26 protein-coding genes, 2 tRNA genes and 1 other RNA gene are annotated in these 25,509 nt (G+C 69.8%); 11 read left to right on the top strand and 18 right to left on the bottom strand.

From position 1 onward, the window contains the following. Positions 1–43: 43 nt before the first annotated feature. Complete coding sequence (locus Ato02nite_RS34345; RefSeq protein ID WP_213010837.1) at positions 44–1,606, bottom strand: MDR family MFS transporter; 1,563 nt, start codon at positions 1,604–1,606, stop codon at positions 44–46. A gap of 110 nt (positions 1,607–1,716) precedes the next feature. Between Ato02nite_RS34345 and Ato02nite_RS34340 the strand changes: the two genes are divergently transcribed. Then, complete coding sequence (locus tag Ato02nite_RS34340; protein ID WP_213010836.1) at positions 1,717–2,316, top strand: TetR/AcrR family transcriptional regulator; 600 nt, start codon at positions 1,717–1,719, stop codon at positions 2,314–2,316. A gap of 76 nt (positions 2,317–2,392) precedes the next feature. Here the strand turns inward: Ato02nite_RS34340 and Ato02nite_RS34335 are convergent, their stop codons facing one another. Further along, complete coding sequence (locus Ato02nite_RS34335) at positions 2,393–3,826, bottom strand: cellulose binding domain-containing protein (RefSeq protein WP_213010835.1); 1,434 nt, start codon at positions 3,824–3,826, stop codon at positions 2,393–2,395. 95 nt (positions 3,827–3,921) lie between these two features. Further along, positions 3,922–4,479, bottom strand: coding sequence for a TetR/AcrR family transcriptional regulator (locus Ato02nite_RS34330; protein WP_213010834.1), 558 nt, complete (start codon positions 4,477–4,479; stop codon positions 3,922–3,924). 78 nt (positions 4,480–4,557) lie between these two features. On the opposite strand from Ato02nite_RS34330, the gene Ato02nite_RS34325 reads away from it, so the two are divergent. Continuing rightward, positions 4,558–5,301 carry a dienelactone hydrolase family protein gene (locus Ato02nite_RS34325; RefSeq protein ID WP_213010833.1) on the top strand — a complete coding sequence of 248 codons (744 nt, stop codon included), beginning with the start codon at positions 4,558–4,560 and terminating at the stop codon, positions 5,299–5,301. On the opposite strand, the gene Ato02nite_RS34320 is transcribed toward Ato02nite_RS34325, so the two are convergent. The 10 genes from Ato02nite_RS34320 to Ato02nite_RS34275 all read right to left on the bottom strand — a co-directional run bounded on the left by Ato02nite_RS34320 (position 5,298) and on the right by Ato02nite_RS34275 (position 16,447). Next, on the bottom strand, positions 5,298–5,648 hold the full coding sequence (locus tag Ato02nite_RS34320) for a hypothetical protein (RefSeq protein ID WP_213010832.1): 351 nt from the start codon (positions 5,646–5,648) through the stop codon (positions 5,298–5,300). The two genes, Ato02nite_RS34325 and Ato02nite_RS34320, sit on opposite strands and share 4 nt — an antisense overlap. After that, positions 5,636–6,664 carry a UDP-N-acetylglucosamine 2-epimerase gene (locus tag Ato02nite_RS34315; RefSeq protein ID WP_213010831.1) on the bottom strand — a complete coding sequence of 343 codons (1,029 nt, stop codon included), beginning with the start codon at positions 6,662–6,664 and terminating at the stop codon, positions 5,636–5,638. The genes Ato02nite_RS34320 and Ato02nite_RS34315 overlap by 13 nt, the downstream gene beginning before the upstream one ends. 202 nt (positions 6,665–6,866) lie before the next feature. After that, a complete protein-coding gene (locus Ato02nite_RS34310) occupies positions 6,867–7,667 on the bottom strand; it encodes a hypothetical protein (RefSeq protein WP_213010830.1) in 801 nt (266 codons plus the stop codon). Positions 7,668–7,759: 92 nt separating this feature from the next. Then, the gene (locus tag Ato02nite_RS34305; RefSeq protein WP_213010829.1) at positions 7,760–8,386 is read right to left on the bottom strand and encodes a GTP-binding protein; all 627 of its coding nucleotides are present in this window, start codon (positions 8,384–8,386) and stop codon (positions 7,760–7,762) included. Then, positions 8,364–8,822 (bottom strand): DUF742 domain-containing protein, encoded by a 459-nt coding sequence (locus Ato02nite_RS34300; protein ID WP_213010828.1) that lies wholly within the window; start codon positions 8,820–8,822, stop codon positions 8,364–8,366. The genes Ato02nite_RS34305 and Ato02nite_RS34300 overlap by 23 nt, the downstream gene beginning before the upstream one ends. After that, complete coding sequence (locus Ato02nite_RS34295) at positions 8,819–9,286, bottom strand: roadblock/LC7 domain-containing protein (protein ID WP_213010827.1); 468 nt, start codon at positions 9,284–9,286, stop codon at positions 8,819–8,821. The genes Ato02nite_RS34300 and Ato02nite_RS34295 overlap by 4 nt, the downstream gene beginning before the upstream one ends. After that, entirely contained in the window at positions 9,283–12,060 is a 2,778-nt protein-coding gene (locus Ato02nite_RS34290; RefSeq protein ID WP_246607790.1) for a sensor histidine kinase, read from the bottom strand. The genes Ato02nite_RS34295 and Ato02nite_RS34290 overlap by 4 nt, the downstream gene beginning before the upstream one ends. A gap of 37 nt (positions 12,061–12,097) precedes the next feature. Next, complete coding sequence (locus tag Ato02nite_RS34285; protein WP_246607788.1) at positions 12,098–13,198, bottom strand: hypothetical protein; 1,101 nt, start codon at positions 13,196–13,198, stop codon at positions 12,098–12,100. A 493-nt stretch (positions 13,199–13,691) separates the two neighbouring features. Beyond that, positions 13,692–15,362 (bottom strand): DUF885 domain-containing protein, encoded by a 1,671-nt coding sequence (locus Ato02nite_RS34280; RefSeq protein ID WP_213010825.1) that lies wholly within the window; start codon positions 15,360–15,362, stop codon positions 13,692–13,694. Between the two features lie 26 nt (positions 15,363–15,388). Then, a complete protein-coding gene (locus Ato02nite_RS34275) occupies positions 15,389–16,447 on the bottom strand; it encodes a PHP domain-containing protein (RefSeq protein WP_213010824.1) in 1,059 nt (352 codons plus the stop codon). A 30-nt stretch (positions 16,448–16,477) separates the two neighbouring features. On the opposite strand from Ato02nite_RS34275, the gene mtnA reads away from it, so the two are divergent. Then, complete coding sequence (mtnA, locus tag Ato02nite_RS34270) at positions 16,478–17,440, top strand: S-methyl-5-thioribose-1-phosphate isomerase (protein ID WP_213010823.1); 963 nt, start codon at positions 16,478–16,480, stop codon at positions 17,438–17,440. On the opposite strand, the gene Ato02nite_RS34265 is transcribed toward mtnA, so the two are convergent. Continuing rightward, positions 17,437–18,006, bottom strand: coding sequence for a DinB family protein (locus Ato02nite_RS34265; protein WP_213010822.1), 570 nt, complete (start codon positions 18,004–18,006; stop codon positions 17,437–17,439). The genes mtnA and Ato02nite_RS34265 overlap by 4 nt on opposite strands. A gap of 35 nt (positions 18,007–18,041) precedes the next feature. Next, on the bottom strand, positions 18,042–18,989 hold the full coding sequence (locus Ato02nite_RS34260; RefSeq protein ID WP_213010821.1) for a prephenate dehydrogenase: 948 nt from the start codon (positions 18,987–18,989) through the stop codon (positions 18,042–18,044). 123 nt (positions 18,990–19,112) lie between these two features. Between Ato02nite_RS34260 and Ato02nite_RS34255 the strand changes: the two genes are divergently transcribed. After that, the gene (locus tag Ato02nite_RS34255) at positions 19,113–20,249 is read left to right on the top strand and encodes an outer membrane protein assembly factor BamB family protein (RefSeq protein ID WP_246607786.1); all 1,137 of its coding nucleotides are present in this window, start codon (positions 19,113–19,115) and stop codon (positions 20,247–20,249) included. 69 nt (positions 20,250–20,318) lie between these two features. On the opposite strand, the gene Ato02nite_RS34250 is transcribed toward Ato02nite_RS34255, so the two are convergent. Beyond that, a complete protein-coding gene (locus tag Ato02nite_RS34250) occupies positions 20,319–21,065 on the bottom strand; it encodes a M23 family metallopeptidase (RefSeq protein ID WP_213010820.1) in 747 nt (248 codons plus the stop codon). 164 nt (positions 21,066–21,229) lie between these two features. Between Ato02nite_RS34250 and Ato02nite_RS34245 the strand changes: the two genes are divergently transcribed. The 3 genes from Ato02nite_RS34245 to Ato02nite_RS34235 all read left to right on the top strand — a co-directional run bounded on the left by Ato02nite_RS34245 (position 21,230) and on the right by Ato02nite_RS34235 (position 22,907). Then, a complete protein-coding gene (locus Ato02nite_RS34245; protein ID WP_213010877.1) occupies positions 21,230–21,565 on the top strand; it encodes a hypothetical protein in 336 nt (111 codons plus the stop codon). Positions 21,566–21,915: 350 nt separating this feature from the next. Then, a complete protein-coding gene (locus Ato02nite_RS34240) occupies positions 21,916–22,452 on the top strand; it encodes a tRNA adenosine deaminase-associated protein (protein ID WP_213010819.1) in 537 nt (178 codons plus the stop codon). Beyond that, positions 22,449–22,907 carry a nucleoside deaminase gene (locus Ato02nite_RS34235; RefSeq protein WP_369076930.1) on the top strand — a complete coding sequence of 153 codons (459 nt, stop codon included), beginning with the start codon at positions 22,449–22,451 and terminating at the stop codon, positions 22,905–22,907. Before Ato02nite_RS34240 ends, Ato02nite_RS34235 begins: the two co-directional genes overlap by 4 nt. A 105-nt stretch (positions 22,908–23,012) precedes the next feature. Here Ato02nite_RS34235 and deoD read toward each other — a convergent pair whose 3' ends face one another. Beyond that, positions 23,013–23,729 carry a purine-nucleoside phosphorylase gene (gene deoD, locus Ato02nite_RS34230; RefSeq protein WP_213010818.1) on the bottom strand — a complete coding sequence of 239 codons (717 nt, stop codon included), beginning with the start codon at positions 23,727–23,729 and terminating at the stop codon, positions 23,013–23,015. Positions 23,730–23,848: 119 nt separating this feature from the next. Between deoD and Ato02nite_RS34225 the strand changes: the two genes are divergently transcribed. The 3 genes from Ato02nite_RS34225 to Ato02nite_RS34215 all read left to right on the top strand — a co-directional run bounded on the left by Ato02nite_RS34225 (position 23,849) and on the right by Ato02nite_RS34215 (position 25,014). Next, positions 23,849–23,938, top strand: a tRNA-Ser gene (locus Ato02nite_RS34225). Between the two features lie 356 nt (positions 23,939–24,294). Continuing rightward, positions 24,295–24,504, top strand: a complete 210-nt coding sequence (locus Ato02nite_RS34220; protein ID WP_203813008.1) for a hypothetical protein — start codon at positions 24,295–24,297, stop codon at positions 24,502–24,504. Positions 24,505–24,672: 168 nt separating this feature from the next. Then, entirely contained in the window at positions 24,673–25,014 is a 342-nt protein-coding gene (locus Ato02nite_RS34215; protein WP_213010817.1) for an STAS domain-containing protein, read from the top strand. Positions 25,015–25,217: 203 nt separating this feature from the next. Here the strand turns inward: Ato02nite_RS34215 and Ato02nite_RS34210 are convergent. Next, positions 25,218–25,302: transfer RNA gene (locus Ato02nite_RS34210), tRNA-Ser, on the bottom strand. A gap of 81 nt (positions 25,303–25,383) precedes the next feature. On the opposite strand from Ato02nite_RS34210, the gene ffs reads away from it, so the two are divergent. After that, positions 25,384–25,480, top strand: an RNA gene (ffs, locus tag Ato02nite_RS34205) — signal recognition particle sRNA small type. Positions 25,481–25,509 lie beyond the last annotated feature (29 nt).

Raw genomic sequence — 25,509 nt, 5'->3', positions numbered from 1 at the left:
AGCGGCGTCCCCCGGGGTGGGGGGACGCCGCGTAGAAACTGGGTCAGCGGGCGAGGGCCGGCTCCGGAGAGGTCTCGGGAGCGGGAGCGGCGCCGAGGTCGACGGTCGAGCGCAGGGCGGTGGGCTTCATGAAGGCGGCGGCCACGACGCCGACCACCGCGATCGCCGCCGAGATCAGGAAGATGTGGCCGGTCGCGTCGCCGTAGGCGGCCCGGACCAGGTGCTGGATCGCCTCCGGCAGGGCGGAGAGGTTCAGGCTGCTGGACGAGGCCGCGCTGCCGCTCGACGACATGCCCGCGGCGGCCAGCTCGTGGGTCAGGTTGTCGGTGACCCGGTGGGCCAGGACCGCGCCCAGCACCGACACGCCGATCGTGCCGCCCAGCGAGCGGAAGAATGCGATCGTGGAGCTGGCCGCGCCGATGTCCTTGAGCGCCACCGTGTTCTGGACCGAGAGGACCAGGTTCTGCATCGACATGCCCACGCCGATGCCGACCAGGGCCATCGAGATGCCGACGTACCAGAGCGGGGTCTCGTGGTCGAGCATCGACAGCCCGGCGAACCCGGCGACCAGCAGGATCGTGCCGGCCACGATGTAGGGCTTGATCCTGCCGGTCTTGCTGATCAGGCGGCCGGAGATGGTCGAGGAGACCAGGACGCCGGCCATCATCGGGATGGTGAGCAGGCCCGCCTGGGTGGGGCTGTAACCGCGGCCGATCTGGAAGTACTGACCGAGGAAGACCGCGCCGCCGAACATGGCCATGCCGACCGAGAGGCTCGCGATGATCGCCAGGGCGGTGCCGCGCTTGCGGACGATGTCCAGCGGGACGACCGGCTCGGCGACCCGGGACTCCACCCAGACGGCGGCGGCCAGAAGAACCAGACCAAGACCGACCATGGCGTACGTCTGCCAGGAGAGCCAAGCGAACGAGCTGTCCACGAACGACACCCAGATCAGCAGGGTGCTCACGCCGGCCGCGATGAGCGTGGCGCCGAAGTAGTCGACCTTGACGTTCTCCCGCCGGATGACCGCGAGGTTCAGTGTCTTCTGCAGGACGACCAGGGCGATGACGGCGATCGGCACGCCGATGTAGAAGCACCAGCGCCAGCCGAGCCAGGCGGTGTCGACGATGACGCCGCCGAGCAGCGGGCCACCGACCGTGGCCACGGCCATCACGCCACCCAGGTAGCCGTTGTAGCGGCCGCGCTCCCGGGGCGGGATCATTGCGGCGATCGCGACCTGGACCAGCGCCTGCACGCCACCCATGCCGAGGCCCTGGAACGCGCGGGCGGCGATGAGCTGCGGGGCGGTCTGGGCGAGGCCGGCGATCATCGAGCCGACCACGAACACGACGATGGAGATCTGGACGAGCAGCTTCTTGCTGAAAAGGTCGGCGAGCTTGCCCCAGATCGGGGTGGACGCGGTCGCGGTGAGCAGGCTGGCGGTGACCACCCAGGTGTACTGGGTCTGGCTGCCGTCGAGCGCCCCGATGATCGTGGGCAGGGCGGTGGAGACGATGGTCGAGCTGGCCATCGCGACGAAGAGCACCAGCAGGAGGCCGGAGAGTGCCTCCATGATCTGGCGGTGAGTCATGGGCTTGGCGCTCATCAAGCAGCCTCCAGCGAGCGAGTAGTTGTCAGATACAACTATCGAAGGAAGCTTCTCATTGCGCAATCTTTCTCATTGAGAAGCAAGTCACACGCCGGTACGCTCAAGACATGAGCACGACGGCGGAGCCCGGGCTCCGCGAGCGCAAAAAGGCCGCCACCCGGCAGGCCCTGCACGAGTCGGCGGTCCGGCTCGCCATGGAGCACGGCCTGGACCGGATCACCGTCGAGGCGATCGCCGACGACGCCGGGGTGTCCCGGCGCACGTTCTCGAACTACTTCGGGAGCAAAGAGGAAGCGCTGATGTACGGCGACTTCCAGCGGGTGCAGCGGCTGGTCGACGCCGTGCGCTCCCGGCCGGCCGACGAGACGCCGTGGCAGGCGCTCACCTCGGCCGCCGCCATCTTCAACCACGAGGTCGGTGACCTCGACCCGCGGATGGTGGCGCAGGGACGGCTGCTGCGCACCCATCCGACGGTGCTGGCCGCCCAGATGCAGACCTTCGCCGCGGCGGAGCGAGATCTTGCCGCGGAGGTCACGGCCCGGCTGAAAGAGGCAGACCCCCGGGGCGTACGGGCACGGATGACCGCCGCCACGTTCCTGCTGGCCCTGCGGGTCTCGTTGAACCTGTGGCTGGACGCCCCGGCCGGCACCCCGCTGTGGGACATCGCCGACGAGGCGCTCGCCACCGCGGGCCGCGGCCTGGCCTAGGACGAAATGAGCGCGGCTCCGGGTTTGGGGGACCCAGAGCCGCGCTTTCTTACCTTTTGGGGATGAGAGGAAAGCCCTAGCCGGTGAAGCCGGCGAAGATCTTGCTGAACTCGAACGGCGTCTGCGTCACGTTCGTGCACTGGAACAGCGCGCCCTGGCAGGCGTTCTTGTCGCGGTTCGCCTCCCAGTAGGAGACGAAGCCGATGTGGTTGGCGTTCGCGAAGGCGATCAGGTCCCGCGCGTCGCTCTGCAGGAACTTGCCGTTGTCGTCGTTCACGCCCAGCATCGGCGTCACGCCCACCATCCTGAAGGCGGCCGCGTCGCTGTTGCCGTACAGCTGCTTGATCTGGTCCTTGGTGGACTTGACGGCCTGGATGGCGAGGTCGCCGTAGTCCTGGCCGGAGCGGCCGTAGTCCATCGCCATGATGTTGACCAGGTCCAGGTTGACGCCGGCGTCCTTGGCCGACTTGACCACGTTGACGCCGTCGGCGGTGAGACCCTCGGGCAGCACCGGCAGGGTCAGCGAGATCTTGAGGCCCGGGTTGGCCTTCTGCAGGGCGGCCAGCGCGGTCGAGCGCCGGGCGATCGTGGTCGGGTCGGCCACCGCCGCGCCCTCGATGTCCAGGTCGATGTACTTGAGGTTGTAGGCCGTCACGACCGCCTGGTACTCGGCCTGGAGGGTGGCCACGCTGGTGCAGGCCTGGGCCAGCTCGATGCCGGTGGCACCGCCGAACGACACCTTCACGTCACCGCCGGCCGCCCGGACCGCGGCGATCTGGTCGGCGAACTGCTTCTGCCGCGGGTCGAACGCGTTGAACCAGCTCGCCTTGCAGCCGGCGCTGGTCACGAAGGCCAGGCTGAAGGACTTGACGTTGCCGCTGGTGCCCAGCTGGGCGAGGGTGGTCGAGCCGTTGGAGAGAAGACCCATGTCGACGTACGGGGCGACGAGCACGCCTCCGTCGCTGGAGGGCGGCGTGGTCGTCGGCGGAACAGTGGTGGGCGCGGTGGTCGGCGGCTTGGTCGTCGGAGCGGTCGTGGGCGCCGCGGTGGTGGGCCGCGTCGTCGGGACGGTGGTCGGAGCCGTGGTCGCACCGCCGCCGCAGGACGCTCCGTTGAGCGTGCAGGTGGTCGGGTTGCCGCTGCCGGCCACGATGAAACCGAACTCGGCGCTGCCGCCGGCCGGGATGGTGGCGGCCCAACTCGGGTTCTTGGCGGTGGCGGTGCTGCCCGAGACGGTGACCGTGGCGTCCCAGAAGCTGCCGAGCTTCGCGGTCGACGGCAGTCCGAAGGCGAGCTGCCAGCCGTTCACGGCCGTACCCGTGCCGTTCTTGATCGTGTATTTCGCCTGGTAGCCCGAACCCCAGTCGCTGTCCTTGGTGAAGGTGGCGGTGAGGACGCCCGCGGCCGTGGTGGACGGGTTGGTGGCCGCGACGGCCGCGCCGACGCCACCGCCGACGGCGAGGACGGCCGCCGAGGCATAGATGGCGAGACGCAGACGGCTGCGTTGCATGGGTGACTCCGATCGCAGGTGGTGACGACGGAGTCGATTCTTGGCCGGTGGGTCGTTAAAGGACCTTGTTCAGACCTTAAACATCCTTAAATGACTCACCGTGCGGCCAGGCCGTCGAGGAGTAGTGCCAGCTGGCGCCGCCAGGCGTCCGGCTCGGGGGAGCGCTGGACCACGCCGGCGTTGGCGCGCATCAGGATGCTGAGGTCGCGGCGGCTGAAGTCGGCGCGCAGCACCCCGGCGCCGACCGCCCGCGCGATCACCTCGGACGCGCCGCGCTGAGCCGCCGTGCGCAGGTCGGAGAGCCGCGCGTCGTCGTCGAAGCTGGTGCTGACCAGCAGCTCGGACAGGCCCCGGTCGGTGGCCTGCAGCTCGAAGAGCCGGGTGAGGTAACCGACGAACGCGGACCACGGGTCGGGTTCCTGCAAGGCCCGGTCGGACAGCTCGACGTACTCGTTCATCTGGCCGGCGAAGACCGCGGCGATCAGGTCGCGCCGGGTCGGAAAACGGCGGTAGAGGGTGGCGTTGCCGACGCCGGCCCGGCGGGCGATCTCGTCGAGCGACGCGTCCAGGCCCTGCTCGCCGAAGATCTCCCGGGCCGCGGTGAGCAGCGCCGCGCGGTTGCGTTCCGCGTCCGCGCGCAAACGATGGGGCATGTCGGACAGGGTACCGACGGGACCGGGGATCGATCCCCGGTTGGGTGTTACGTTTCCTTGATCAACCAGGAGGTGCAGATGCAGACCACTACCGTGCGGATCCCTACCGCGGACGGCACCACCGAGGCGTACTTCGTCAAGCCGGACGGCGACGGACCGTTTCCCGGCGTCCTGTTCTTCATGGACGCGTTCGGCCTGCGGCCGCGGCTGGCCGAGATGGCCGAGCGGATCGCCGAGCGCGGTTACGCCGTGCTGGTGCCGAACCTCTTCTACCGCAACGCCGAAGGCCCGCTGATCACCCCGGAGGAGCTGGCCGACCCGGAGAAGCGGGGCGCCGCGTTCGGCCGGCTCGGCCCGATGATGCAGGCGCTCACCGCCGAGCGGATCGCCGCCGACACCGGCTCGTACCTCGACTTCCTCGCCGCTCAGCCGGGCGTCTCCGCCGAACCGGTGGTGCTGGTCGGCTACTGCATGGGCGGGCGCAACGGGCTGCGGGCCATCGAGGCCCACCCGGACCGGATCAAGGCGCTGGGCAGCTTCCACGCCGGCGGCGTGGTCACCGACGGCCCGGACAGCCCGCACCTGGCGGTCGGCACCATCACCGGCGAGTTGTACTTCGGGCACGCCGACAACGACAGCTCGATGACCCCCGACCAGATCAAGGTGCTCGAGGCGGCCCTCGACGAGGCCGGCGTGACCTACCGCTCGGAGCTGTACGAGGGTGCCCCGCACGGCTACACGATGAGCGACACCGCGATGTACCACGAGCCGTCCGAGCAGCGGCACTGGACCGAGCTGTTCGCCCTCCTGGACCGGGTCTAGTTGGCGTACAGCCCGGGGAAGTAACGGTCGGTCGAGGTCACGTCGTACACCTGGCGCACCTCGGTGATCCGCCCTTCCGAGACGGCCAGGAACTCGATCATCCGGGCCGTGCCGAACGGCGCCGTCAGGTCGTAGAAGACCGCGGCGCCGTCCTCGGCGAGGGTCTGCCCGGTCACCGTGACCGAGTCGGCGAAGGCCGCGATGCGGTGCTGCACCTGGATCAGCTCCTCGTCGTCGACCGGGGCGTCCAGGTTCCACTCCACCTCGGCGTCCGGCGCGAGCAGCCGGCGCACCGCGGCGCCGTCGTCACTGATCCAGGACTTGGTCCAGAAACCTACGACATCCATGTGGGCTCCTCGGTGGGCTTCCGGGCGGGCATCGGGTCCGGGAACTGCCCCTGGCCGAGCAGGGCGGCGGTGGCCTGCGCGATGCGGCCGGCGGCGAGCCCGTCACCGTACGGGCTGCCGAGCGCCCGCATCGAGTCCCGTCGCAGCCGGCTGTCCAGCAGCGTCGCGAGCTCGCGCTCCAGGGCCTCCGCGGTCGGCTCGACCAGCCGCGCGCTGCCGGTGTGCAGGGCTTCGGACAGCTCGCGGCCCTCGCCCGGCACCAGCACCGGCACCCCGGCGGCGAGTGCCTCCTCGGCCAGGTCGAAGTCGTCGGCCAGCACCAGGTCGGCCGCCGCGACCAGCCGCGCTCGTTCGTGGGTGGACACCCGGGCGCCGATCACGTCCAGGTCGGGATAGCGGGCGGCCAGGTCGAGCATCGCCTCCCGGACCGGCCGGTCGTACGCGTCGTCCACGCCGACCAGCAGCACCCGGTTGGGTCGCGGGGTCCCGGCCGCCCGCAGCCGGGCGGTCAGCATCCGTGCCGCGTCCACCGCGGTGCCGCCGGTGAGCAGGATGTCGCCGGCCACCACCGACTCGTCGAGCAGATTCATCGCGGCCAGCGGCGCCGCGGCCAGGTGCAGGGTCGCGACCTGGGCGAGCAGCCGCCGGTCGGCGTCGACCGCGTCGGCCCCGGGTGTGCCGGATCGCCGCCCGGCGTCCAGGTGCAGCACCGGGATGCGCCGCCAGTACGCGGCGAGCGCGGCCGCGAGGTTGTCGCCCCGCACCAGCACGGCGGCCGGGGTGCGCTCGGCCCACAGCTGGTCGTAGTGGCGGATCGCGGTCGCCTGATCGGCCGGGGTGGGCAGGGTGACGTCCGAGGCCAGGCCCATCGAGATGTGCGCGCGGGACACGTCGGTGCCGGCCGCGACCAGGACCGGTTCGAGCAGGCCCTGAGCCCGGATGGCGGCAGCGACCGGGGCCAGACGGGTGGCTTCGGCACACGTGCCACTGACGAGGTGGACTTCGGGCAGCGGCATGAATTCTCTCTCCGGACCGGCGCAGCAGGGGCGGCTGGAACGCTATGCAGTCACGGAGTGTGAATCAAGGTCACATTACTTTATGTGGCCGAACGGCCCAACCCAGACATCTCAGGCCGGTCATAAGCGGCCAAAATCTGGCATCCGAGGTCTACTCAGAGTGGTGTCGACCGGCAATGGCGACACCACGGAGCGTGAGAGATCAGGCGGGTGGAGGCTGATTGAGCAGCGACGGGTCGTCGCGCAGCAGAGCGGCCAGCCGGCGGGCGGCCATCTCGGTTTCCTCCGGGCGCTCCACCTTCAGCGGGATCGGCTTGGGCAGCGGCGTCGGCATGCCGGTGGCGCGCTGCGGCTGCGGCTGGTGCGGGATGTCGGCGGCGTGGATCCGCCGGGTGGACTCCTGCGCCGCCGTCGGCACCGGTGGCGGCGGGGTGGCCGCGAACGGGTGCGGAGGGTAATCCGGCTGGGCCGGCGGCCCGCCGCGGGAAGCCATGCCCAGGTCGCGCATGCGGGCGCCCAGGTCACGCGAATCCTCGCCGACGTTGTGGGCGGCGGCATAGTAAGGCTCGGCCGGCGGCTGGTCGAACGACCCGTAACGCCGCTCGGCAGTGTCCGACTCCGGGGAGTAGCCGTAGCGATCCTGGTCGTCGTAGCTGGGCGGCGGAGCGTAGTAGGACTGCTCCTCGGCCACCGGCTCGTCCGGGTCGATCTCGAAATCGGCGTGCCGGGCGGCGGGCGGGGCCGACTCGGGCGGAGCGACCGCCGTGTCGGCGGACACCTGCACCTGGCCCTCGGCGAAGAAGAAATGCAGCAGGACGGGCTCGCCGGCACCCTCGGCGCCGACCGTTACCCCCAGCTGCGGATGACGGGCCACGACCGCGGCGATGGCCTCGACCAGCTCGGCAACCGCCGGCGACGGACCGGAAGTGTCTCCGGCCGCGCGTCGGCGCAGCTCATCACGGCGCGCGAGCTTGTCGAGCGCATCGTCCAATCCGCCTCGCACGTCACCGTCCTTCCTCTGCGGGTGGTTCACCACCACTCTGCCCGCTGGAAGGCCGATTTGAAAACCTCGATCTGTGCGACCCGGTCGATACCCTACGTGGACTTCGCTCGGATGGCCTTGTCAAGCGCCTGGTCGAGGACTACAAGCAGGGCATCCCGCACGGATGCGCGGAACCGGGCATCGAAGGAGAGCACTGGAACGTCGTCCCGGACGGCCAGCGCCCAGCGGACCTCTTCGAGGTTGTAGTTCATCTGGCCATTGAAGGTGTTCACTCCGACGACGAACGGCAGACCGGCCCGCTCGAAGTAGTCGACCGCCGGGTAGCAGTCGTCGATCCGGTTGGTGTCCACCACGACCAGCGCACCGAGCGCACCCTTGATGAGGTCGTCCCACATGAACGCGAACCGTGGCTGGCCGGGCGTGCCGAAGATGTAGAGCTTCAGCGTCTGGTCGATGGTGAGGACACCGAAGTCCATGGCGATGGTCGTCGTGGTCTTCGTGACGGCCTGGCCGGGATCGTCGATGCCGACCGAGGCAGAGGTCATCTCCGCCTCGGTGGTCAGCGGAGCGATCTCCGAGATGGCGCCGACGGTTGTCGTCTTTCCGACACCGAAACCACCGGCCACGATGATCTTGACCGGAACCGGGGCCTTTTTCGGCCGCTCGTCACCGACCCGGGCGGTGCCGCGGATGCGGTCAGGTGATTGCTCGAAGTCCACGGATCACTCGCATGATGGTCTCAGGGTCAGGGGTGTCGTTGTCCAGTACGTGGACGTCCAGTTGGCCGGCGGCGCGCAGGTCGCCGACGAGGATGCGGGTCACGCCCAGGTGCAGGCGCAGCCGGGCGGAGATCTCCGCCACGGACAGTGGTTCGCCGCAGAGCGCAACGATGGCGCGCATCTCCGGCGAAAGCCGCATAGGTACAGCGGCGTGGACGACGGTCACCTGGGTTTCCATCCCGATCTCGGGATCGGCGCCGTCGGTGCGCCCGGACGTGATGACGAACGGGCGCAGTGTCGTGGTCTGCTCGTCGGCCGGCGACTCGACCCCGGGTGAGGGGCGGTAGCCGCCGGCCGCGTGCGGGCCAGACTGCAGGAAGGGTCGGACGCTCGGTCGAGCCGGTCGCGCCGGGTCGTCGGGGTCCGGATAGGTCATTGCTGAACGGCGTTTTTCAACTCGGCGATCAGGCGCGGGCTCAGCGCGCCACCGGCGCGCGTCGCGAACAGCGTCATCTCGTACGCCAGGGTGCCGAGGTTGGCCGTGCGGTCCGCGATGACACCGAGCACCGAGCCGGCGCTGATCGCGGTGACCAGCAGGTATCCGTCCTGCATGTCGATGATGACCCGGTTCAGCGCGCCCAGCCTGTACCAGCTCGCGGCGCCGCCGGACAGGCTCGTCAAACCGGAGACGACCGCGGCCAGGCGCTCGGCGTTCGGCCGGTCCTTGATCGCCGACATCGCCATGAGCAGGCCATCGGAGGAGACGGCGATGGCTTCGATCACACCCGCAGTGCCGGAAGTGAACGAGTCCAGCAGCCAGTTGAAGGTCTTCGCCTCGGCGCTCAGCTGGGGCTGGCCGTAGTTCTGACCGTTGCCGGTTTCCGTGTAGGGGGATGTCATCGCGGTTGTCCCTCGTGTTGTGGCTGAGTTTCATTCAGTGCGAGTGCGACTCCGTACTCGAACTGCTCCATGAGTGCTCGTGCGGCATCCGGATCGAGCGGAGGTGCCGGAGCAGGCGGGGGCGGCGTGTCTCGCGCTTCCCGCGGCAAAGTGGCACCCGGGACCCGGCGGGCCAGGGGTGCATGACCGGCTGACGGCGGGGCCGTCATCTCGGTCTCGGCGACGTCCCACTGAGCCTGGTTCACACCGGCCTCGAAGGCGTCGAAAGCGGCCCGCGCGGCGACCGCGTCATCCTGGGACGGCGGTGCGGCCGGAAGCGGCGTGCCCGACTCGGTCGGCAGCTGGCTGCCGGGAACCCGGCGGCGGAGCGGCCTTTCCTCCACCGGCGGGGCCGGCGGCTGATAGGGCGGCTCGGGCTGGGCGTACGGGTGCGGCTCCGTGTACTGCGGAGCCGCGTATGCCTGCTGCTCGTACGGGAACTGCTCGCCGGTCCGCTGCTGCGGGATCAGCGGGGTGGCCTCGGCCGGTGCGCTGTTCCAGGTCGGCTGGGGCGCCTCGACCGGCGCCTGGTTCCACGCCGACGGACCGGCCGCGGGCAGCTCCGGCAGCGAGGCCGGAACCCGGCCGGCCACCGGCGCGCCCAGGTCGTACGGCGGCTGAGTGGCCACCGGCTGCTGGTAGACCTGGGTCGGCGAGTAGACCGGTTCGGCGTCGTAGACCGGCTCGGCTTCGTACACCGGAGCGGTCAGCGCCGGGCCGGCCTCCCGGGCGGGCGCCGCGAAGGCGTTCCACGAGTGGCCACTCTCGAGCGTGCGGGTGGCCCGCTCGAGCACGTTCGGGTCGAACGGCAGCTGGCTGCCGGGCACCGAGGCCCGTGCCGCCGATCCGGCGATGACCTGGGCGAACTCGGCCGTGTGGTAAGTCGGCGGCGGAGCTGTCTCGAACGGCGAGGGCATCGCGGTGCTGCTCGGGACCCGGGAGATCAGGTGACCCGGGGTCAGGTCGACCCAGACCGTGACGCCACCGTCGGGGGTGTCGGTCAGGGTGACCTCGATGCCGTGCCGGCGGGCGAGCCGGCCGACCACGAACAGGCCGAGCACCTCGGTGGGTACCAGGTCGAGGCGCTCACGGCGGGTGAGCCGGGCATTTTCCTCGGCCAGTCGCTCGGGTGTCATGCCGAGGCCGTTGTCGATGATCGCCAGGCGCGCGCCGCCGCGCATCTCGGTGGCCGAGATCAGCACCCGGGTGTGCGGCGGGGAGAACGCGGTGGCGTTCTCCATCAGCTCGGCGAGGAGCAGGGTCAGATCGGCCAGGACGGCCGGCACGACCACGATCTCCTCGGGGACCTCCACGTCGACGCGGGTGTAGTCCTCGATCTCACCGAGGGCGAGCCGGACGACGTCGGAGAGCGGCAGCGGCGCCATGTGCTCGTTCGCACCGGCCGCACCGGAGAGCACGACCAGCGAGGACGCGTTCCGGCCGAGACGGCTGGACATGTGGTCGAGACGGTAGAGCTCGCGGAGCCGGTCGCTGTCGGTCTCCTTGCGCTCCAGGTTGTCGATCAGGGCGAGCTGGCGGCCGACCAGGTTCTGCGTACGGCGGCCGACGTGGCCGAACATCTGGGCGACGTTGCGGCGGCCGAGCACCTGGCGTTCCACCAGCCGGGCGGCGGTGGTCTGCACCCGGTCGAACGCGCGGGCCAGGTCGCCGATCTCGTCCTGGGCCTCGACGTCGACCGGGTCGAGTCGGATCGGGCGGACCGATTCCGCGTCGTCGTCGGCGACCCGTTCGAGCTCGGCCTCGGCGGCGCGGGCGATCCGGTCGGCCGAGCCGGTGAGGCGGCGCAGCGGCCGGGCCACCGCGCGGGCCATGAAGATGCTCAGCGCGATCACCAGGAGCAGCAGGAACAGCGAGCCACCACCGATGAGGAGGGCGTCGCGGAGTGCCGAGTTGCGGTTGTTGGTCGCGATGTCGTTCACGTCCGCGGCGACCCGCTTCTCCACGAAGCCACCGAGGACGAGCACCGAGCGCAGCGACGGGAACAGGGTCCGGATCTGCAGCTGGTTGACCGCCGTGGCCGGGTTGGTCGCGGCCTCGGTGAGGAAGTCGGTGCCGACCCGGGCGGAGAACGCGTCCTGGGCGCCGAGGTACAGCTTGTACTGCGCGTCGGTGAAGAACGACTCGGCGCTCGCGATCACCTGCTGCAGCTGCACGAGCTTGCCGTAGAAGAGCGTGACGAAGCCGGTGTTCTTGGTGATCGTCGCGGTGGTCAGGAGGCCGGACGCCTGGCTGATCATGTCGTCGGTGCGCAGGGCCTGGTCGAGCGCGAGCAGCTGCCGGCCGACGCTGGTGGTCAGGTCGGCGCCCTGGGTCAGGGCCAGCCCGTCGATCAGCGGCGTGATCACGTTGGTGAACTCGTCGATCAGGGTGTCCGGGCGGATCGCCCGGTTGATCACGTTCAGCCGGGTGTTGTCGAGCTTGGACATGCCGCGCAGGGCACGCCGCAGTTCCTTGCTGATCGGCTGGTCGCCGCCGTCGGCGATCCGGGCCACCGCGTCGGTGGCCTTGGACTGCTGCACCGCCAGTTCGGGCTCCTGGATCAGGCCGAACAGGAAGCCGATCGAGAGCAGTCGCTCCTCCTGGAGCTCCTGCACGGCCGTACTGACCCGGGTGCCGAGCTGGACGGTGTCGGTGATGTTCTGCGCGTTCTGCGCGTCACTGATACGCGTGACGATGATCGGCACGCTCAGCGCCACGACGCCGAGCAATGGCACGAGTACGAGTAGGGCAAGCTTGCCCAGAATTCGGAACTTACCGAATAGCACCGGAACGCTCCCGCCGTGTCGGGTCGTTGTCGCCGTATGCGGGGGTCAGGTCGTACTGGCCGCCGTAGGGCGGGGCCGGCCGATTCGCCGCGATGTCGCGGGTCGACTCACCGGGGCCGGTGAAACCGGTCGATTCCGGCTCGCTCTCGCGGCGCCGGGCGATCACCGGCAGCACCAGCGCGCCGAGCACCAGCAGAATCGCCACCGCGCCGGCCAGCAACGCCTCGATCCGCCGGTAGCTCAGCGAGTCGGCCCGGTTGGCGAGGAGCTTGTCCATCTCCTTGAGCGTCACCCCGGCCAGCGCGTTGAGCGCGGTCTGCAGGGCGGTCTGCGCGGTCGACATGGTCGCGACGTTCGGGGTGCCGCCCGGGTTGGCGCCACGGGTCATCGACTCGACACCCCGGCGGAAGGAGTCGAGCGTGGTGACCAGGCCGCCGCTGAGGGTCGAGCTCTTGGTGTTGTCGACCGCGGCCTGCAGGCTCTCGGTCAGGGAGTTCACCGAGTCCTGCACGGCGAGCACCTCCTGGCCGAACTGAATCCCGAGGGTGGCCTGGGTGGCGCCGGTCGCGGTCTGCAGGGCCTGCGCGTAGTCGGCCATCCGGCTCACCAGCACCACCGTGGTCGGCATGTCGACGGCGACGGCCTGCTGCAGGTTGGAGACGTCACTGTCCGGGTCGCGGGCCAGCTCCGAGTTGCGGCGTACGGCGCTGTAGAGCGCGAGGGTGAGGTCGGTCGCCTCGATGTGCGCCTGGAGGATGGCCAGCTGACCGCCGGTGGTCTTGGGCAGCTTGGTGATCTTGTCCTGCAGATCGGCCCAGCGCTCCTTGGTCTTGAGGTCGTCGCCGAGGCTGGCGTCGAGCGCCGAGACCCGGGAGATGGCGGTGGCCAGCGAGTCGGGCGGGGCGGTAACCCCCTGCAGCGCCGAGGACTGCGACTCGGCGAGCGCGCTGACCAGCGGCGCGAGGGCGGTGATGTACTGCACGCCCTCTCGCTCGAGATCGGTTTGCGCCCGCTGGTCCGAATTCTGCTGCCAGACTCGTCCGAAGAGGACGGCGGTCGGCACGAGTACCAGAACCGTCAAGATCACCGCGAGAGCGGAGCGTAAACGGGTTCGCCGGCTAGTCATTGCTTTCGTTCCTCCGCCATGCAACACGCGATGAGCCGTTGTGACGGCTACTGTCCGTAGCCGGATAAGCGCACGGATCCGGGCCAATCTATCCGAGAAATCCTCAACAAACCCCTTGCCAAGGGTCAGTATTGGCTCGGCTGATCGGTGGATACGGCGGTGGCTACCAGTGGAGGCGACGCGTGTTCCAGTTCGGTTGCGCCGAGGCTGTAATCCCAGCACAGGGCGCTTCCGGAACACGGTCGACCACCGCCAGGATGGTAACGGCCCTAGGGGCGCGCGAAAAGATACGAGATTCGCAATACATAACGATTATGCTTCGGTCAAACCATTCACTGCTTGTAGTCAACCGGTTGCACTGCGCTTAAGAATGGCATTTGGTAATACCGGCCGAAAGACAAATCGGGCTTTTCCCCGCGGTCATCCGAGGAAAAGCCCGATTTGATCATTTTGGTCAGAGGCGACCGAGTGCCTTGCGCAGCGGGTCCAAGCCGAGCGAGCCCAGGTTGAGAGCGTCCCGGTGGAAGGTCTTGAGGTCGAAATCAGCGCCCTTGCGCTGCTTCGTCTCCTCACGCGCCTGCAACCAGATCCGCTCGCCGACCTTGTACGACGGCGCCTGCCCGGGCCAGCCCAGGTAACGCTTCCACTCGAAGCGCAGCACCTCGTCGGACATCCGGGTGTGTGCCCGCAGGAACTCCCAGCCCAGCTCAGGGGTCCAGCGCTCACCCGGGTGGAAGCCGAACGGGTTGTCCCGCGGGATCTCCAGCTCCAAGTGCATGCCGATGTCGACGATCACCCGGGCCGCCCGCAGCGCCTGGCCGTCGAGCATGCCGAGCCGGTCGCCCGGGTCTTCCAGGTAGCCGAGATCGTCCATCAGGCGCTCGGCGTACAGCGCCCAGCCCTCGCCGTGGCCCGAGCACCAGCAGAGCAGCCGCTGCCAGCGGTTGAGCAGGTCGGCGCGCAGCAGGGTCTGGCTGACCTGGAGGTGATGGCCGGGCACGCCCTCGTGGTAGACCGTGGTCACCTCGCGCCAGGTGGAGAACTCGGTGATCCCCTCGGGAACCGCCCACCACATCCGGCCGGGACGGGAGAAGTCCTCGCTCGGGCCGGTGTAGTAGATGCCGCCGTCGCTGGTCGGGGTCAGGCAGCACTCGATCTTGCGAGCCGGCGGCTCGATGTCGAAGTGGGTGCCGTTCAGCTCGGAGATCGCCTTGTCGGCGAGCGCCTGCATCCAGTCGCGGAACGCTTCCTTGCCCGGGATGTTGCGGGCCGGGTCGGCGTCGAGGGTCGCGACGGCCTCGGCCACCGAGGTGCCCGAGCCGCCGATGGCGACCGCGCAGACGTCCATCTCCCGCTCCAGGCGGGCCAGCTCGTCGAAACCCCAGAGGTACGTCTCCTGCAGGTCGACCTTGGCGCCCAGGAAGTACTGCGACGCCAATTCGTACCGCTCGAGGCCGGCCGCCTCTTTCTCCCGCCCGCGGGGCGCCAGCTCCTCGCGCAGGAACGTGCCGAAACCGACGGTGGCCGCGGTGGCCGCGTTGGCCCCCCGCTCCAGCTCCGCGGCGAGCGCGCCCCGCGCGTCGAGCCGGCGGACCAGGCCGTGGAAGAAGTCGTCGCGGGTCGGGTCGGTCCAGGCGTCGCACTGCTCGGCGACCGCCAGCAGCTGCGCCCGAGCGCTGACCCGGCCGGCCTCCAGCTCTTCGCGCAGCGTCGTCTTGTACTGCTCGACGGCGCCGGCGAACGCGTTGAGCCGGGCCGCGATGTTGCCGACCGCCTCGTCGCCCTCGGTGGCCATCACGTCGAAGACGCCGCGCAGCCCGTGCAGGCCGCTGGTGATCACGCTGATCGCGCTCTTCGAATGCCCGGCGTCGTAGGTGGCCAGCTCGAGACCGAGCCGCTCCATCATGGCGTCCTTGGCCACCTGCTCGGACTCGTGCTCGGGCTCGATCACATCGAGCTCGTTGAGGGTGCGCCGGGTCAGCTCGGCCTGGGCCTCGAAGCCCTCCGGAGATAGGTCGTCGGTCTTGTCGTCGTGACCGGCGATGCCGATATAGGTCGCCCCGGTCGGGTTGAGCTCGGCCCAGTCCTCGACGTAACGGTCGGCGAGGTCGTCAATTCGTCCCACGTTGCGACCCTACGGGACGGGACGCCTCACTTGTGGCCCGCTGTCCATTCGAGCAGGCGATCGAGCGGCCACGTGTTGACCACCCGCTCGGCCGGCACTCCGCACAGCGCGGCCCGCTCGCAGCCGTTGCCCAGCCAGTCCAGCTGGCCCGGGGCGTGCGCATCGGTGTCGATGCTGAACAGGCAACCGGCCTCGACCGCCACGGTGAGCATCCGTTTCGGCGGGTCGAGCCGGTCCGGCCGGGAATTGATCTCGATGGCCTTGCCGTGCTCGACCACCGCGGCGAGCACCTTCGGCAGGTCGAACGTGCTCGGCGGGCGGGTGCGACCGGCTCGGTGGCCCTTGTCGCCCTCGCCGCTCGCCGGCACCTTGCGGCCGGTCATGTGGCCGAGGATGTCCAGGTGCGGGTTCGCGATCGCGGCCAGCATCCGCCTGGTCATCCGGGGCGACTCGTCGCGCAGCTTGCTGTGCACCGAACCGACCACCACGTCGAGCCGGGCCAGCAGCTCGTCCTCCTGGTCGAGCGAGCCGTCCTCGAGGATGTCCACCTCGATGCCGGTGAGGATGCGGAACCCGTCGGGCAGGGCGTCGTTGAGCCGGGCCACCTGATCGAGCTGGCGGCGCAGCCGGGCCGGGCTCAGCCCGTTGGCCACCTTCAGCGTCGGCGAGTGGTCGGTGATAACCAGATATTCGTGACCCAGCTCGACCGCGGCGAGGGCCATCTCCTCGATCGGTGAGCCGCCGTCGGAGGCGTCCGTGTGGGAGTGGCAGTCACCGCGCAGCGCGTCCCGCAACTCCGCCGCGGCGGCGGTCAGATCGGTGCCCGCGGTCGACGCCACCCGGCGCAGGTAGACCGGTTCCTCACCGGCCAGCGACTCGGCGATGCAGCGGGCGGTGACGTCGCCGACCCCGGACAGCTCGGACAGCGTGCCGGCTGCGACCCGCGCCGCCAGCTCGTCGGCCGGCAGCGCGGCGACCGTGGCCGCGGCCGACCGGAACGCCCGCACCCGATAGGTCGCCTCGTTCGCCCGTTCCAGATGGAAGGCGATGCGGCGGAGGTCCGCGACCGGATCACGAGAAGCCATGCGGCCAGGGTAGGCGGTTACGCTCGGGCCGTGCAGACGATCGATTGGGTGGACGGGGCCGTCGAGATCATCGATCAGACGGTGCTCCCCAAGGAGGTCCGGATCCTGCGCCTGCACACCGTGCCGGCGCTGGTGACGGCGATCCAGTCGCTGGCGGTCCGGGGCGCGCCCGCGCTCGGCGTGGCCGGTGCGTTCGGGGTGGCGCTGGCCGCCCAGGTGCATGCCGACGACCCGGCGGCGCTGGCCGCGGCGGTCGAACGGCTCGAGCACGCCCGCCCGACGGCGGTCAACCTGGCCCGCGGAGTCCGCCGCGTTGCCGCTCTGCTGCCGCAGGGGCCTGCGGCGGTGCTGGCCGAGGCTTGCCGGGTGCGGGACGAGGAGATCGCCGCCTCCGAGGCGATGGCGCGACGCGGCGCCGACCTGATGATCGAGCTCTGCGGCAAGCGGTCGAGGCTGCTGACCCACTGCAACACCGGTGCGCTGGCCGCCGTGGTTCTCGGCACCGCCCTGGGCGTGGTGCGCGAGCTGCACCACCGGGGCGTGCTGGCCGGCGTGATCGCCAGCGAGACGCGGCCGCTGCTGCAGGGCGCCCGGCTCACCGCGTGGGAGCTGGGCCGCTGGGGCATCGAGCACCGGGTGGCGGTCGACTCGGCCGGGCCGTTCCTGATGGCCCGCGGCGAGGTCGACGGGGTGATCCTCGGCGCCGACCGGATCTGCGCGAACGGGGACGTGATCAACAAGATCGGGACGTACTCGCATGCACTCGGCGCCCGCCGGGCCGGCCTGCCGTTCGTCGTGGTCGCACCCGAGTCGACGGTGGACCTGAACACCCCGAGCGGGGATGTGGTGCCGATCGAGGACCGCGGCTCGGCCGAGGTGACGCCGTGGTCCGAGGCGGTCAACCCGGCGTTCGACGTCACGCCGCGCGACCTGGTCACCGCGATCGTCACCGACCGCCGGGTGATCCGCCTGGACCAGGGCGAACGCCCCTAGCTCCCCTTTTCCCAGGGCTTGAGCCACGGGGTCGCCGGCCAGCCTTCGGCGGCCGCCATCAACGGGTACGCCGTGGCGCCGTCGATGGATTCGCGGATGATGTCGGCGTGACCGGCGTGCCGGGCGGTCTCCTGGATCAGGTGCAGCAGGATCCACCGCACGTTCCAGTGGGTGACGTCCTTGCGGTTCCACGGCGCGCCGTCGGTCGGCATCTCGAAGTTCAGATCGCCGAGCTCGGTGACCGTCTTCTCGGTCTGCTCGGCGACCCGGTCGTAACGCGCGAACACGTCCTCGATCGTCTCGCCGTCGGCGAGCTTGAAGTTCTCCGCGTACCGGGCGTAATCCGGCTCCTGCGGCTCGCGCCGGATGACCGACAGCCAGCCCTCCTCGGTGGAGGCGGCGTGCTTGATGAGGCCGCCGACGCTGAGCGTGCTCGCGGTGGGCGTGGCGCGCAGCTGTTCCGCACTGAGGCCGTACGCCGTCAGCCGGATCACGAAGCGCATCTGAGCGAGGTAACCGAGCAGGCCCTCCTGCTCGGTGTTGACCGGACCGACCTGTGCGGGCATGTCATCTCCTAGGGGTATTCGCTGTTACGTCGACCCTAGGGAGCAATGCGGTCAGTTTCCGGCCGCATTGTCAGGACGGTGACACGACTTTCCGAGACTCCGGTGATCCAGCCGCCGGCCCGTCCGAGCGCGAGCAGCTCGGCGACCCCGGCCGGCTCCTCGGCGGCCGCGCCCGGCCGCGGCGGCCAGGCGCGCCGGGCGTCCCCGGCCTCGCGCAGGGCCGGGATCAGGGCCTCGACCGGGTCGGGGGCGGACAGCTCGTCGAGCCGCTGCCGCAAGTCGTCGAGCACCGCGGTCAGCACCTCGCCGGTGGCGGTCGCGTTGCCGCCGCACATCGCGGCGATCAGTTCGGCCCGGGTCGCGGCCACCCGCGTGCCGTCCCGGAACGAACCGGCGCCCAGCGTCGCGGCGAGCGGGTTGTCCACCAGCAGGCGGGCGAGGGCGGCCGCGAGCAGGTGCGGCACGTGGCTGATCTGGGCGACGGCCCGGTCGTGCTCGTCCGCGGTGACCGGCACGACCCGCGCGCCCATCGCCGTGAACAGGGCCGCCGCGGTCAGCCAGTCCTCGAGCGCGGTCTCGCCGGGCTCGAGGCACAGCACCCAGGCGCACCCGTCGAACAGCCGCGGATCGGCGGCGGAGTAGCCGGACGTCTCCTTGCCGGCCATCGGATGCCCGCCGACGAACCGCCGGATCCCGAGGGCTCGCACCGGCCCTTTTACCGAGGTCACATCGGTGATCAGGCCGTCGTGACCGGCCAGCTCGGCGACTACCCCGGGCAGGACCGGCAGGGGTACGGCGAGGGCGACGAGTTCGGCCCCGGCCACCGCCTCGGCGACCGACCCGGCCACTTTCCGGCCGTCTTTCCCGGCCAGATCACGGGTCGCCGGGTCGGCGTCGTATCCGGTCACCTCGTGCCCGGCCGCTTCCAGCGCCTGCAGCAGCGACCCGCCGATGAGCCCAAGTCCGATGACCGCCACGTTCACCTGGGCACTCTCGCACACCGCTCAAGATCAGCCGTTCGGACAGGGCGTGATCATCCGTCCTAGCTGCGACGTCTGTCCGTTTCGCAGGCTTTTGCCGAGCTCTGCGGGCAATACGGTTATCACGTGACTTACCGGGGGAAAACACTCACCAGCGGACTTGCCGCCGCGGCGCTCGCCCTCGCCGCCGCGCCCGCGCCGGCCCAGGCGCAGTCGTCCGACACGATGCCCAGCTTCAACGGTGCCGTCCTCACCGTCGCCTACGGCGGCAACGTCGTCTACCTGGGCGGGGACTTCACCGCCGCGATCGTCCGGGGTAAGCCGGTGACCCGCGGCCACGTCGCCGCCGTCGACGCCCGCACCGGCGAGCTGCTGCCCTGGGCGCCGGCCGCCGACGGCCGGGTCAAGGCCCTCGTGGTCAACGGCCCATCGATCTACCTGGCCGGCGACTTCGGCAGCGTCGCCGGTCAGCAACGGGACAGCCTGGCCAAGGTGGACGCGATCACCGGCGCGCTGCACGCCACCTTCAAACACGCGATCACCGGCCGGCCCTACGCGATCGCGGCCGCCGGGAACCGCCTGTATCTGGGCGGCGCGATCACCGCGGTGGACGGCCAGGCGCGCGGCAAGCTCGCCGCCTTCAACCTGACCACCGGCGCGCTCGACCCGAGATGGCGACCCACCGCCGACGACCAGGTGGAAACCGTCGCGGCGGGCGGCGGCCGGATCTACGCCGGCGGCAAATTCCACAAGGTCAACGGCCTTTCCGGGTACGACCGGCTGGTCGCGTTCGATCCCACCACCGCCGCCGTGGTCACCGGATTCAAACCCAAACCCCCGGTCATCACGTACGCCCTCGCGGTCACCTCGACCGGCGTCTACTCGGCGCACGGCGGGCAGGGCGGACGGGTCAGCGCGTACACGCCGGGTGGCCAATTGCGGTGGTCGTCGACGTTCGACGGCAACGCGCAGGCGATCACCGTGCTCGACGACGTGGTCTACGCCGGCGGGCACTTCGACCGGGCCTGCACCAGCGCCCGCACCGGCACCCAGGGCAGTTGCGTCGACGGCGCCGACAACCGGGTCAAGCTCGCCGCCCTCGCGGTGGCGGACGGCCACCTGCTCGACTGGACCGCCGACGCGAACGGCGTCGAGGGCGTCCTGGCCCTGGCCAGCAACGCCGAGTTGGACAGCGTCGCCATGGGCGGCGCCTTCACCACCGTGGACGGCCGAACCCAGAAGAGGTTCGCCCAGTTCAGCTGAGACCTTTCTCCCGGCAGCGCGGGGCCGCATCTCTTGGGCGAGGGTGCGGCCCCGCGCCCCTCTATCGGCTCACGCCTTGCAGTTGTGCGCGCTCTTCCACGTCTTCACGGTGGCGACCGGGCTCTTCTGGCCGCCCTTGCGCCACGAGGTGAGGAAGGTGGCCGGCCAGACCACGCCGCGCCGCACCTTCCAGTCGCCGACCTTGGCGCACGGCGGCGAGACGCCGTAGTGCAGGTGGCAGACGCCGCTCGAGTTGCCGGTCTTGCCGACCTTGCCGAGCTGCTGCCCGGCCGTGACGCGTACGCCGGCCTTGATGTTGGTGTTGACCTTGCTCAGGTGTGAGCCGTAATAGCGGACGCCGTCGTCGCCGAGCAGCGACACCGACATGCCGCCGTTGTTGGGCCCGTCCGGCGAACCCTCCACGTACAGGTCCTTGAGGCTCACCTCGAGCACGACGCCGCTGGTCGTGGCCACCACCGTCTCGCCGCAGTCGGCGAAGATGTCGGTCGCCGGGTACTTCGAGTGGGTCGGGTGGAACGCCACATTTGACGCCTTCACCGGGAAGACGTACTTGACCTTGGCGGCCGTGGGGGTCGCGCTTCGGCTCGGGCTCGGGCTGGGTTTCGCCGACGGGGACACGCTCGGTGCCGTGGCCGACGGCGGCGGGGTGGCCGCGAGACTCTCCGGCGACGACTCGGCGGCCGGGGTCACGAACTGTGGCGTGGCGTCCGCCGACGTGCCGCCGGGAGAGCCGCCGCACGCGGTCAGGCACAGCACCGCAGCGGTCAGTCCGGCGAGGGTACGGGGCAGACGCATCCGGCCATGGTGGCAGAAGCCGTCCCGAACCGCCGTCCCGTGCGATCGGTCGGAGACGATTAGGCTGGGTGGTGACCAGCCCGAACGGAGGTAACACGGTGACCGAGCGGCACGCACCCTGGCCGGCGCCCGCCTATCCGCCGCCGCCCGCGTTCCCGCCGCCGATGCCGGGCCGCCCGCCGTCCGGGCTCTTCCCCGGGCCGTCGCGCCCGGTGTTCCGGGAACCGCACCCGATCGGCGCGGCCGGGGTGATGGCCGGGCTCGGCGCGACCCTGCTCTGGCTGGGGCTCTTCGGTGGTCTCGCCCACGACCTGATGACGTACGCGTGGTGGACGATCGTGGCGGCGATCACCGCGTGGATCGTGGCGTTCGTCCTCACCCTTCGCGGCGACCGGGGTGTCGCCGTCGGGATCGCGCTGGCCGGCGGGCTCGGACTATCGGTGGCCATGGCTTTCGTCGCCAGCCGGTGGATCTCCACCTACGACTGGCCGCTTTGGTGACTTGCCCCAATTGTCGGCGACCGGACGTGCCGTGATCGTCGCGGTCCGCACTTGGCCTTGACGGACGTCGCGACGGTCGGCAGTCTCGGCTTCATGGCCCCCTCACCGCCACGGCTCGACCCCGATCGTCGCCGTCGCCGTCTGGAGTTGCTCGCCGCTCTCGCCGACGCGAAAGCCCGGGAGTCCGTCCAGCCACAGCGGCTTCGCGGAGCTCGTCTCCGTGAGCTCATCGCTACCCGCCGTCGCCTGGCCAACTGACTTCATACCCGTTTGGGGGCGTGGCGCGACGCGCCCGCCGTTCTTCCCGCTACCGTCACTCGCTGAAGACAAAAGTCGCGTGGGGGGAAATCTTGTCGACTTTCGCTGCCGCCGTCAGCCGTGGCAAGAACGGGTGGACGGCGTCCGAGCTGGACCTGACCGGCCTCGCCGACATCGATGAGGTGGTGGACGCGCTTCGCGACGTCGAGCCGGACGCCGACATGGCGCTGCTCTTCGTCGAGAGCGACGACCAGTACCTCGCGATTCTTCGCCTCGATGACGGCGAGGACCTGCGGGTGTTCGGCTCCGATTCGGCGTTCGCCGAGGAGTCGCGGATCGGGTCGGTGTTGCTCGGCGAGATCGAGGCACCGGCCCTGGAGATCGACGAGCTGACCTCGTCGCCGACCGAGGACGAGGAGGAGGACGAGGAGGAGGAGGACGACCGCCCGTCGGCCGACCCCGATGCCGACCCGGTCGGTGACGCCGAACTGCTCGGCGACCTCGGGATAAGCGCGAACCGGTTGCTCGGCCTGTGCGGCAAGGAGGGCATGCTCCCCTCCGACGTCACGGCCGAGATCTGCCAGAAGATCGGGTGCGGTGACGAGATGGAAGAGCTGCGCGAGGCGTGAGCCTGGCCCCGCACCCCCGGCACGAAACCTGGATGCGGCGGGCGATCGAGGTCGCGTCGTCGTTTCCGGAGGACGTGCCGGTGGGTGCGGTCGTCTACGACGCCGAGGGGCAGGAGCTGGCCGCCGCCGGCAACGAGCGGGAAGCGACCGGGGACCCGACCGGGCACGCCGAGATCGTGGCGCTGCGCCGGGCGGCCACGCTGGCCGGTAGCTGGCGGCTCGACGGCTGCACTCTCGTCGTGACGCTGGAGCCCTGCACGATGTGTGCCGGGGCGCTGGTGCTGGCGCGGGTGTCGACGCTGGTGTTCGGGGCGTGGGAGCCCAAGACCGGTGCGGTCGGGTCGCTGTGGGACGTGGTGCGGGACCGCCGGCTCAATCACCGGCCGGAGGTGTACTCCGGGGTGCTCGAGCGGGAGTGTGCCGCTCTCGTGCGCGCCTATTTCCGGGAGGCCTAGTTTTCGCTGAGCTTCCCGGTTCGGCACGCTGCGGTTGTGGCAGGTGTCACGCGTACGGAAAGAAGTTGCCGCGGCGTCGCGAAGAGTGACGCCGCGGCAGCAAGCTCAGGCCGCGCCGGCGATCGCGGTTTCCAGCCCGATCCGGACCATGTCGCCGAAGCCCTGCTCACGCTGGGCCGAGTCCATCTTCTCGCCGGTTTTGATGTGGTCGCTCACGGTGAGGATGGTCAGCGCCTTGGCGCCGTAGCGTGCGGCGATCGTGTAGATCGCGGCGGACTCCATCTCGACCGCGAGGACGCCGTAGTCGGCCAGCGAGTCGTAGAGATCCGGGCGGTCGGTGTAGAACGCGTCGGCGGCCAGGATCGGGCCCACCCGCAGGCTGGTGCCCTGCCGTTCGGCCACCTCGACCGCGGTGCGCAGCAGCTCGAAGTTGGCGACCGGCGCATAGTCGATCAGGCCGTCGAAGCGGGACCGGTTCATGTTCGAGTCGGTGGCCGAGCCGATCGCCGCGATCACGTCGCCCAGCTGCAGGTCCATCGCCAGGGCACCGCACGAGCCGATCCGGATGAGCGACTTCACGCCGTACTCGTTGATCAGCTCGTGGGTGTAGATCGAGGCCGACGGCATGCCCATGCCGGAACCCTGTACGGACACCCGAATGCCCTGGTAGGTGCCGGTGAAGCCGAGCATCCCGCGGACCTGCGTGTAGCACTTGGCGTCCTGCAGGAAGTTTTCCGCGATCCACTTCGCCCGCATCGGGTCGCCGGGGAGCAGCACCCGCTCGGCGATGTCGCCCGGCTGCCCGCCGATGTGCACGCTCATGCTTCGTGCTCCTCTGCTCGGTTGGTCATGGGCCCGATCCTGCCAGGCCAGAGCGGCCACCCCCGGTAATGGGGTAACCCGGCGGCGGACCGGCGCGAGGCTCCTGTAACCTACTTCGCGGTGGTGTGTCCGAGCGGCCTAAGGAGCACGCCTCGAAAGCGTGTGAGGGTGCAAGCCCTCCAAGGGTTCAAATCCCTTCACCACCGCCACTCAGCCCGGCGACTCCTAAGCGGAGTCGCCGGGCTTTTTGGTGGCCGATTCGGGATCACGCTCGGTGATTCAAGATCATTCCGCCGTACGTCCCGGATCGGGCTCCACCGTTCGGCTGTTCGCCATGATCAGATGTCCTGCACGTAACGCAATCGTTTCGGCGTCCAGAGGCCTTGGTCCTTAGCTGGAACGATTACCTAGGGTGACGAATAGGGGACGGCCCTAATACCTTCGGTGTTGCGCAAGTCACCGGGCCAAAAACCACCGGATCAGACAATGCGCTCCAACCGGCTGGCGAGAAGTTTTCACAAGATTGCCCTACGCCGATGCGTGAAATCTGTCCTAGATTTGACATGTGAGAGTTGAGCATCACTGGTGGAATGGTGACGTCCGGATCGCACGCCGTGACGTCTACGTCCGCACCGACGGCGATCTGTGGGAAGTCGAAGCTCAGATGGGCGGGCCGCAGGGCAAGTCGAAGGTGCAACAGTGTCCGGGCAAGGCCTCTGCCTTGATCCTGGCAGACGCGTGGCGGGGTCCACGCTGGCAGTGGCGCGAGATCTAGAGCGCCTTGGGCCGGCTGCGCCGCTCGCTTGACACCATCGGCCAGCCGAACTTTTTCTGAACGGGTCGGACTCTTCGGGTCCGACCCGTTCGTGTATCGGCTTCTCGCCGCGCAAATCGGACTGATTGTCCGGTGGCAATCACCGTGGTGGATCTAGCGTTTTGTCCCATGAAGGCCACTGTCACCGACCACCGTTGCGACGTCGCGGTGCTGCATCTCAAAGGTGAACTGGACGCCGAAACCTCTGCAAAGCTCCGCTCGACACTCGCCGATCTGCTGGAGCGCCCCGTCCCCCGAATAGTGGTCGACCTGACCGACCTGAAATTCTGCGATTCGGTCGGGCTGAGCGCCTTCATCACCAGTAAGCAGGTGATCACAGCGCGTGGTGGCTGGCTGAGTTTTGCAGGAGCCAACCCGTTCCTGGTGAGACTCCTGGAAACCGTCGGACTCAGCCGGTACTTCGCGATCTTCCCCGAGGTGGACGACGCGATCGCCGCCTCACAGCTCTGACCCCATGACTTTCCGCCGGAATGACGAAGGCCGGACCCGCCGGGTCCGGCCTTCCATCGTTCCGCCGATCTAGGAAGATCGGTGGCCGAGCGGTTTGGTCCCTGCTCGTCGAGGAACCTCACGTCCTCCTCGGGCAGCCTGATCGGGCGAGTTGATAAGCAAAAGGTCGGACGCGGTTGCGTCCGACCTTGGCTGTGTCGCGGCGGAGGATACGAGATTCGAACTCGTGAGGGGTTTCCCCCAACACGCTTTCCAAGCGTGCGCCCTAGGCCACTAGGCGAATCCTCCGTCGGCCAGAATACAGACTTCCCGGGCCGGGGTTGCGTGCGGGTCGGCGCACGGAGCGAAACCGGGTTCGGTAGGCTTCCGGGCAGCCCCTCGTGCGGCGTGTATCTCGTGAACCTCCCCAGGGCCGGAAGGCAGCAAGGATAAGCGGGCTCTGACGGGTGCACGGGGGGTCCTTCGTTTCCACCCTCTTTGGTTCTTGTCGTACCC

It is taken from the genome of Paractinoplanes toevensis (assembly GCF_018332695.1).
Taxonomy (GTDB): Bacteria; Actinomycetota; Actinomycetes; order Mycobacteriales; family Micromonosporaceae; genus Actinoplanes; species Actinoplanes toevensis.
The sequence above is the reverse complement of the archived record's forward strand: the minus strand, read 5'-3'. Positions and strand labels throughout refer to the sequence as shown.